The sequence below is a fragment of the Methanomethylovorans sp. genome (assembly GCF_050177135.1).
Classification (GTDB): domain Archaea; phylum Halobacteriota; class Methanosarcinia; order Methanosarcinales; family Methanosarcinaceae; genus Methanomethylovorans.
Map to the genome: position 1 here is coordinate 1 of NZ_JBFXHJ010000097.1, position 8438 is coordinate 8438.

Consider the following 8438-nt stretch of genomic DNA (forward strand, 5'->3'; position numbering starts at 1 on the left):
TTTATTATTTAAAATATCTGAAATATATTTTAAAGAATAAACAGATGTTTGTAAGAATAAAGGATAAGGAAGAAATATGGGAAAGAAAATAGACACAATTAGAGGCATTGTAGTTGTATTATTGTTAATTATTACAATTTATGCTTTTTCGCAACAGTATATTGAAGTGAAAGAACAACAAGATCGTTTAGATAATCCTCCACTTCATGTTCGAATATCCAATGATGATGATGAAGGGCATGAAGTAGCATTTGCAGTTTCAGATATAAACAATACTGTTATTTTTAATGAAGCATCTTTTCTGCCACCGGGAGAATATAAGCGGTATGGTGATTTGATCAGAGAAAAAGGCATCTATTCGGTAAAGGTTGTTTTAGATGGAAATTCTACCGCAGTGGAAAAAGTGAACTTGAACGAAGAAAAGACGTTGGTTGTTACCATATCTTCTAAAGGCTTAGATTTTGGATACATTCTTCCATGATTTGTTCAAACGATATCAATTTAGAAGAAGTGTCAAAGGAGTTTACTTTTTTCCACTTTAACCTTATTCAATATACCTTACTTTTAAGTCCACTCTCATGCACAAATATTTATCCGATACCCAGAGATGAAGGTGCATGTTAAAAGGTCTGATCTTTGATGTTGATGGGGTGCTTATGGATTCCATGCCCTATCATGCCGATGCGTGGGTGAAGGCATTCGGGGAAGTGGGTATCCATATAACGAATATGGATATATATGAAATAGAAGGCTCCAATCACAAAGGTGTAGTGGATCTCATTTTTCGTAAGGCAGGCATGGAGCCAAAAACATCGGATTACGAAGCATTTCTCAAAAAGAAGAGAGAATATTTCTTGCAGAACAACAGGGCAGAACCATTCAAGGGTATGCCGGCATGCCTGCAGGCGCTCAAAGAGAAGTACAAGCTTGCCGTTGCGTCGGGAGCGGACAGGACTATAGTCAACTCGCTCATGGATAGGTTTTATCCCGGCATCTTTGAGGCAATTGTTTCAGGAGAAGATGTTACCCGTGGAAAACCCGACCCTGAGCCTTACCTCACAGCAGCCCGTAAACTTGGGCTGGAACCGGAAGAATGCATGGTGATAGAGAATGCTCCTCTGGGAATAAAGTCAGCAAAAATGGCTGGTATCTACTGTGTGGCAGTCCCTACTTATCTCCCAAAGGAAAAATTAATGGATGCCGACATGGTACTTAGAGACCATGCCGAACTAATAGGTTATCTTTCCAGATTTGTCTGATGCCATCACACAAGACGAATGGTTTCGAGATTTGTGAGTGCTCTTGTTTCCATTTTGTTCTTTTTATGGATGGAAGTCGCAAGGTCGATGCAGGACCTTTCGTCTCCGTGTTCCGTGAATACGCGTTCGGGCCTTGGTTTCATCTTGCGCACGTATTCCATGAGCTGCCTGCGGTCTGAATGACCTGAGAAACCGTCAACGATCTCAACGTTCATATTCATGTTTATTATCTCTGTGCCCTTTCCGGTATTGAGAGGTATCTCTTTCCAGCCTTTCTGGATCCTGCGTCCCAGCGTACCGTCCGCCTGGTAGCCTACGAACACAAGCGTGTTCCTTTCATCTTCAGCAAAGGCTTTGAAATATTCCATCACAGGACCGGCGTTCATCATTCCCGATGTGGACAGGATGACACATGGCTCACGTTTGGATATGATCTCCTGCCGGAGTTCATTGGAATCTACAGGCTTGAAGCATTCTGAAAGGAATGGGTTCTCTCCTTTCTGGAAAATGAGCTTTCTCAGGTCGTTGTTAAGATATTCCGGATACGTAGCATGGATGGCCGTGGCTTCCCATATCATACCGTCAAGATACACTGGGACATTATCTATCAGTCCTTTGCGTATGGCATCTTCCAGGACGATCATAACTTCCTGGCTCCTTCCGACCGCAAAGGCAGGTATCAGTACGATTCCCTTGTTCTGGAGAGTATTTTTAATAACCTGTTGCAGATGGTTCTCTGCATCCTGCAGGGATGGCTGAAGCGCGTTCACCCCGCCGTAGGTGGATTCCATGATCACGCTTTCCACACGTGGGAACTTGTTAACGGCCGCATCGAAAAGTCTGGTCTTCTCGTATTTGAAATCGCCTGTAAAGACCACATTGTGCAGGCCATCGCCTATGTGAAAATGAGAAATGGCTGAGCCAAGTATATGTCCGGCATTGTGGAAGGTGAGCTTGATGTCAGGTGCAATATCTGTGACCTCTTCATAATCCAGGACAATGGTGTGCTTAAGCACTTCACGTACATCTGCCGAAGAATACGGGGGCCTTTTTCCTTCTTTGGAAGCCACATCAATATAGTCAAGTTGCAATAAAGCTGTCAGGTCTCTTGTAGGAGGTGTGCAATACACAGGCCCTTCAAAACCATACCTGTATAAAAGTGGCAATAGTCCCTGGTGATCCAGGTGAGCATGGGTGATGACCACTGCATCGAGCTTGCTAAATGGCGAAACCTCAGGAACATAGAGGTATGGTGTCATGTGTTCATCAGAGCCAACGTTAACACCGCAATCTATCATTACACAGGATTCAGGTGTGGATAACAAAAAACAGCTTCTTCCTACCTCCTTACAGCCGCCCAGTGATGTGACCCTGACCCATTGGTCCTTTGAGGTGCATTCTCTGTGTATCTTACGTCCCACTGTCTTGAGTATTTCTTTCCTTTCCTTGTGGTTTGTTTTCATGAATTCACGGATATTCTTTACTGTCCGTGAGGATATGGGCGGGGCACGTACCACTTTTGGTGTCCATCCGATCTTTTTTGTGATCTCTCTGAGGGTCTCTCCATGTTTCCCGATCACAAGGCCGGGTTTTTCTGCTTCGATAATAACTTCTCCCACATCGGGATCGAAATGATAGTTGGCTATGGCCGAATCTTCAGGTACTGTTTCAACGATCTTATTAACAGACTCTTCTGGTGGCAGCAAAACCTTTGGGTCAGGGCGGACAACTATACGTGTCCTAAGGATCTTCGCAAGGTTCCGTACAATATTACCATTGTCTGCAAAACTCCATGGGTTCTCAGTGTACATTACAAGCTGAGGACCCTCGAACTCTACGCTAGAAATAGTGGTGCCCTGCGGCAATTTTTCGTCTATTTTCTGTTTTAGATCAGCTAATACTTCATCTATTGCCATTAAAAGCCTTCCTTTGAGAAAAATAAAAAAATATAAAATTTTGATCTATGCAAGATAGAACAGATGTCAAATTAACGTCAACAAAGTTGACAGAATGTTATCAGTTCAATTTATCCCTGTACTGCTGAACCTCTTCCTCTTCCAGCCGATTAAATTTATCAGCTGTGATAACCACAACATCTATTCCATTGCCTGAGGCCGAGTCTCTCTTCATTGCGTTATGCAGGGCACGTATTGCCAGCTCTACTCCTTCCTCGATCGATATCCCATCCACGAACCGGTCCTCAAGTACCCCATAAGCCATGGGTGAGCCAGAACCAGTCGCTACAGCTTTTGTTTCTTCAATGGTGCCTCCAAGAGCATCAAGGGAGAATATTGCAGGGCCGTTCTTGTCCACGCCACCCACAAGCAGCTGCACCATCAGCGGATAGTAGCGCTGTCCGCTCAGGATGTTTGACAGGAGCGTAGTTATACCTTTGATAGTCATGGGCTCTTTACGCCTCATTTTGTAAAGGTGTGACTCAACGCTCATTATGCGCACGATCTGCTGAGCATCTCCTACTGATCCTGCAGTGGTCATACCCACAAGATCATCGATCTGATAAATTTTTTTGGCTGTCTTGCTGGCTATGAAATGACCCATAGTTGCACGTCTTTCGGTAGCAAGTACCACGCCTTTATCACAAACTATACCTACAGTAGTTGTACCTTTTAAATATTTATCATCGACCATCAGTATACCTCATCGTCGCAAAATGAGAAAACTTTAGCAAAAAGATAATATCTGTCACCCAGACACAGTATTGATTAATCAGAATATATATAAGGCTTTCCGTTAAAGATCGTTCCAATCGGCTAAAATAAAGCTTTATTCATAAGATCATAGTTCAATAGATACCTATCTCTTCTGCCAGTGTAATGATGCGTGCCATACTTTCCTCAGTGAAATGTCTTCTCTTCATCTTTTCAACTAGCTGGGTCATGGTCACCCTTGTATCGCCTGAAGTGAAGTTATCAGCATGCGCCACTATCTTCTCTTCAAGGGTGAATGGAATATAATCATCTTCCGGCAGGCCAAGTTCTTTTGCCTCTTCTATGGTAATACCTGCTCCTATATGCTTCCTGATTATATTGACTATCAAGGGATCAAGGCCCATTTCCATAGCAATACCCGCACCTATCACAGCATGGTCGATCCCATGGGTACGGCATCTGCCCAGATCATGGAGCAAACCCCCAATTTTCACCAGTTCTATATCCACCTGTTTTCCAGTTGTTGCCAGTCTTTCTGCAATTTCGGCAGCATGTTCAGAAACAGCTATGCAATGTGCAATGACCTTCTCAGAGCAGCCCTCATCTCTGAGTATTTGCAGTGCTCTGTCCGGCGTTATCATGTCATCTGCTTTCCAGGTTTTTGATCCTTTCCTTTATCAGCTGGATAAATGGCGAATTGTCCTCATGTATCATATCCTCGCCACAGTCAGGGCACATGAATACAGCATCTGCCGCCTGTTTAAAATCCATTCGGATACAGCCTTCAGGGCAAATATAAAATACATTACTTTCCTCAAATTCCTTGCGTACCTTCAGATTTTTTATCAATCTCTTCTTCTCTTTCACAAGCTGTTTTTCTATGTCAGACATATCGAGGGTCCAGAGATAGGTAAGCCATCCGCTACTGGCATCTCTTTCCCTTCTGCAAATAGCAAGCTTGTTCTCATTCAATATGAACAGAGTTCTCCTTACAATATTGAGAAGTATGCCTGTGGCCTGAGCTATTTGCTCGTCAGTGACCTCCCCCTCCGGCATTTTTTCGATCATGGCCAGCCCGTCTTCACCCACAAGACGAATTAGGTATCCCCGGATAACAAGATCATTCATATCTATCAAAAACACTCACCTCAAGAATGGAACTATAATCTGCTGTATTGTGATATTAATTTTTGCACATGATGCCCATATTCTGCATCAATAATGGGCTCATTTCTTAATTATTCGCTTTATGTTTTCAGAATCCCGCTTCAACGACTCAAAGACATTGCTACGGTTTATTCCAGTGTGCAGCACAGATGTCACAGGGTAGTCTGCAAGTGCCACGTAATCAGGTTGAGGTATATCTGCTATTTTTTGTTTACGCATCTCGGCCAGCACCTGTGCGTCCATCTTTGTCTCCCTATCTGCATATATGATACATCTGCCGGCAGACCTTTGGATCCTTGCAGGCCTTTCGGGCAGTTTTCCCATAAACGCTTTCACATGTGCATCGAAAAGGTTAATTCCGGTAGCCAGTTCTACGGTATCCAGACTTCCCTGGAACCTGGGATTCACTTCAATAATCTTTGGTCCATCCTCCGTTACTATGAAGTCTATCCCTACGGATCCGAGGAGCCCCATTTCGCGGGTGAGCTTTTCTGAGACATTGCACATTCCCTCTGCATATTTTCCCTCATAAGGAGTGATATTGCCGCAATAGGCAAATTGCATCCTTGTCAGCCAGAAGATCCCGATCAGCTGTTCATTCACTGCCACAGCTACTGCTTTATCTTTACTGGCAATGAGTGATACACTTGCTGGTACACCCTTGACGAACTCCTGCATCATAAGGTCATTGCGGGAAAAGGACGGTTCAGTTCCCAGGATATCCTGTACCGCCTCTAAAAGTTCCTGTCCGTTGCAGGCTATTCTGTTAAATATCCCTCCTCCTGCTTTGCGGGGCTTGATCATTACAGGGAATTTATCCGGCTTATCATCAACATTCTCATAAACGTGCGGGTGAGGAAGGCCAAGTTCTGCGAGCTTGCGGGACAGAGTGAACTTATCCTGTACTGCCTGAATGCTTTCAGGGTCACTTGCAAGTACTGTCCAGGGAAGAGAACTAAAGTCCATTGCCTCAAATCCAGAACCCGGGACGATCGCATCAAAATCCACTTCAAAGCTTCGGACCATATCTATAATAATATCTGCCGCATCTTTGCTCCTGATGTCCAGTTCATGAGGCAGTTCCTTTGTGGCAATACAGCAACCTATTGTGTCCTGATCGCAAAATGTATCGATGGCATACATATTGTAACCTGCCCGGCTGCCTGAGCAGACAATATTACGGGTACTGAAACCAATTACAAGCACATTCAATAGATCAGTCCTTCAGTTATCGTTCTTTTTCCATTCAGGAGGTAAGATGAATAATGCATCTTCGATCCTTATCACCGGGATCTCTTCATCCTCAGGTACTGAAAATCCTGAAGGTTTCTTCACATTTACGGTCCTGAAAGTGAACGGGTCCAATATCATAAGTTCATGTTCTTCTTCAGAAACAAGCACCGCATTGACCGCATCCCTGATGTTTCCTACATGCTTGGCCAAGGCGATCTCATCTTCGGTGGCTATGAAGCGTGAACTATCCGCAAGGTCAGTACCGGTCAGCTTTTTTTCCATGTGCTTGACCACTATTTTCCTGTTCCTGATACTTATGATGTCACCGGGCGTAAAGCGTGGCAGTCTCATGGAAAAAGTTATCCTGTAGATCTCCCTGCCATCTTTCTGACCGAACAGGGAAGGAGACTCATTGAAAGTGCCGCCCATTTCTTCTATTATTGCTTTACAAATATGCCTGCCGGAATTGACCGATCCGATGTAGAGGTCCAGCCCCTCCTTTGATCTGATAGTTTCCGTGATGAATGCCAGACGGTCACCTTTGGCACGCATCCTGTCAATGGTCATATCCACAATTCTAAGGCATGTTGCAAGCTCGTTATCCGTAGGTGTTCTATCGGTAGCCCTTATCTGGAGTACACCTTCGAAATAACCTCCTGAAATCCGGCTGCACATCTCACATGATTCACGAATTATTCTTATTTCGGTTGATAGAACGGCATTGATCCTTTCTCCCTGTATTGACGCAACTACTTCCACTTCTGCCTTGTACATGTGCGGAGTTAACTGCCGGGGAGCTATGCATACTTCAATATCTTCTGCAGCTTCATGTATTGAAAGGTTATCTTCTATGGTTTTCAGGACCACAGTTTCAATTTCATCTTCATCGATCCATCTACCGCGTGCAAAACGTGCTCCACAGGTGGCACATAGCCTTGCCTGTATCACCTGGGGTAACTGGGCCAGAACGAAATTCTGAAAAAAACATTCTTTGCATACACCACTGAGCAATATAGTAGTGCCTTTTCCACATTTCGGGCAGATGGTAGAGGTCATTGCAATCCATAATGTGTGTGATTAGATAGGATTTTCGGTCGGGGTCTTTTTGAGGGGACTGGGAACTGTATAATAAAAAAGTAAAAAAAGAGTGAATTTCCTGTTATCCTTGCTTTGTCTGTGCTACATAGTCATAGAGGAAAGCTGCCACTAAAGCACCTGCTATAGGTCCTATAATATATATGGGGAACTGCCACCAAAGGTTACTTCCGCCTAACAGAAATTCTGCCAGATATGGACCAAACGTACGTGCGGGATTAAGGGATGAACCCGTGATATTACCCACTACGATTATATCCGCTGCGACCACAAGACCTATGGCAAGGCCAGCAAATCCTGCAGGTGCCCTTTTATCCACAGCTGTGCCCATGATCGTTAACATCAGGAAGAATGTGGCTATTGTTTCACAAAGTATGGCCTGAGTGTAACTTACCCCGGCAAACATGGAGGTTGCACCCAGGCCCGTTCCAACCGCTCTCTGACCTAGGATAGCTACAATACTAAAAGAAGCCAGGCTTGCACCTACAAGCTGAGCGATTATGTAGCTGATCATATCTGATGCAGGGAAACGTTTTGTTGCCCACAGTGCTATGCTAACTGCCGGATTTATATGGGTACCGGAGATATGGCCAAAAGCATATACCATAGCTATTATGGCTATCGCAAAGGCCATACCTATTGTCAGCCAGGCAGCGATGTCTATCCCTACATTGAAGTTGTTATCCGGATATGGTGTCCACCCCTGAAAAAGTAGCACAGTAGTAACTACGGAACCAGTTCCAAGAAAAACGAGAACATATGTTCCTATTAGTTCGGCTAGGGACCGTTTAAAAAGACCTATTTCTGCCATTTGATCACCCTCTTAAAAGGGTGTACCCATTGAAGGGTACACTGATCAGACGGCCTCCGTCCAGTTACAGTCTCCGCATTTATAATCGAAGTAGTTGGCTGCACAGAACTTGCAGACCCTTGCAGGGGAATGTGGTTCTTTCTTGTGGAGAGATATTATGTTAGTCATCATAGTTGCTGTCACTGGTTCACTGGTAAGCAGACA

The 8438-nt window shown here is 44.3% G+C and carries 10 protein-coding genes; 2 read left to right on the forward strand and 8 right to left on the reverse strand.

What is annotated here, in order from left to right:
* Positions 1–76: 76 nt before the first annotated feature.
* The gene (locus AB7U21_RS08360) at positions 77–481 is read left to right on the forward strand and encodes a hypothetical protein (protein WP_428388266.1); all 405 of its coding nucleotides are present in this window, start codon (positions 77–79) and stop codon (positions 479–481) included.
* Positions 482–617: 136 nt separating this feature from the next.
* A complete protein-coding gene (locus AB7U21_RS08365) occupies positions 618–1259 on the forward strand; it encodes an HAD family phosphatase (protein ID WP_333787068.1) in 642 nt (213 codons plus the stop codon).
* Positions 1260–1264: 5 nt separating this feature from the next.
* Here the strand turns inward: AB7U21_RS08365 and AB7U21_RS08370 are convergent, their stop codons facing one another.
* From AB7U21_RS08370 to AB7U21_RS08405, 8 genes are all read right to left on the reverse strand, one after another.
* Positions 1265–3175, reverse strand: a complete 1911-nt coding sequence (locus AB7U21_RS08370) for a beta-CASP ribonuclease aCPSF1 (RefSeq protein WP_333787067.1) — start codon at positions 3173–3175, stop codon at positions 1265–1267.
* 100 nt (positions 3176–3275) lie between these two features.
* The gene (psmB, locus tag AB7U21_RS08375) at positions 3276–3908 is read right to left on the reverse strand and encodes an archaeal proteasome endopeptidase complex subunit beta (protein WP_333787066.1); all 633 of its coding nucleotides are present in this window, start codon (positions 3906–3908) and stop codon (positions 3276–3278) included.
* A 154-nt stretch (positions 3909–4062) separates the two neighbouring features.
* Positions 4063–4569 carry a TIGR00295 family protein gene (locus tag AB7U21_RS08380; protein WP_333787065.1) on the reverse strand — a complete coding sequence of 169 codons (507 nt, stop codon included), beginning with the start codon at positions 4567–4569 and terminating at the stop codon, positions 4063–4065.
* Between the two features lies 1 nt (position 4570).
* The gene (locus tag AB7U21_RS08385) at positions 4571–5065 is read right to left on the reverse strand and encodes a transcription factor (protein WP_333787064.1); all 495 of its coding nucleotides are present in this window, start codon (positions 5063–5065) and stop codon (positions 4571–4573) included.
* A gap of 90 nt (positions 5066–5155) precedes the next feature.
* Entirely contained in the window at positions 5156–6301 is a 1146-nt protein-coding gene (locus AB7U21_RS08390) for an ATP-grasp domain-containing protein (protein ID WP_333787094.1), read from the reverse strand.
* An 18-nt stretch (positions 6302–6319) separates the two neighbouring features.
* On the reverse strand, positions 6320–7384 hold the full coding sequence (locus tag AB7U21_RS08395) for a 60S ribosomal export protein NMD3 (RefSeq protein ID WP_333787063.1): 1065 nt from the start codon (positions 7382–7384) through the stop codon (positions 6320–6322).
* A 103-nt stretch (positions 7385–7487) separates the two neighbouring features.
* Entirely contained in the window at positions 7488–8234 is a 747-nt protein-coding gene (locus tag AB7U21_RS08400; protein WP_333787062.1) for an MIP/aquaporin family protein, read from the reverse strand.
* Between the two features lie 45 nt (positions 8235–8279).
* A complete protein-coding gene (locus AB7U21_RS08405; RefSeq protein WP_428388270.1) occupies positions 8280–8435 on the reverse strand; it encodes a DUF2193 family protein in 156 nt (51 codons plus the stop codon).
* Between the last annotated feature and the right edge of the window lie 3 nt (positions 8436–8438).

Excerpts from the sequence above, each read along its gene's own strand:
- AB7U21_RS08395 (WP_333787063.1), bottom strand. The coding sequence starts at position 7,384 with ATGACCTCTACCATCTGCCCGAAATGTGGAAAAGGCACTACTATATTG.
- AB7U21_RS08365 (WP_333787068.1), top strand. The coding sequence starts at position 618 with ATGTTAAAAGGTCTGATCTTTGATGTTGATGGGGTGCTTATGGATTCC.
- AB7U21_RS08400 (WP_333787062.1), bottom strand. The coding sequence starts at position 8,234 with ATGGCAGAAATAGGTCTTTTTAAACGGTCCCTAGCCGAACTAATAGGA.
- AB7U21_RS08380 (WP_333787065.1), bottom strand. The coding sequence starts at position 4,569 with ATGATAACGCCGGACAGAGCACTGCAAATACTCAGAGATGAGGGCTGC.
- AB7U21_RS08360 (WP_428388266.1), top strand. The coding sequence starts at position 77 with ATGGGAAAGAAAATAGACACAATTAGAGGCATTGTAGTTGTATTATTG.
- AB7U21_RS08370 (WP_333787067.1), bottom strand. The coding sequence starts at position 3,175 with ATGGCAATAGATGAAGTATTAGCTGATCTAAAACAGAAAATAGACGAA.
- psmB (WP_333787066.1), bottom strand. The coding sequence starts at position 3,908 with ATGGTCGATGATAAATATTTAAAAGGTACAACTACTGTAGGTATAGTT.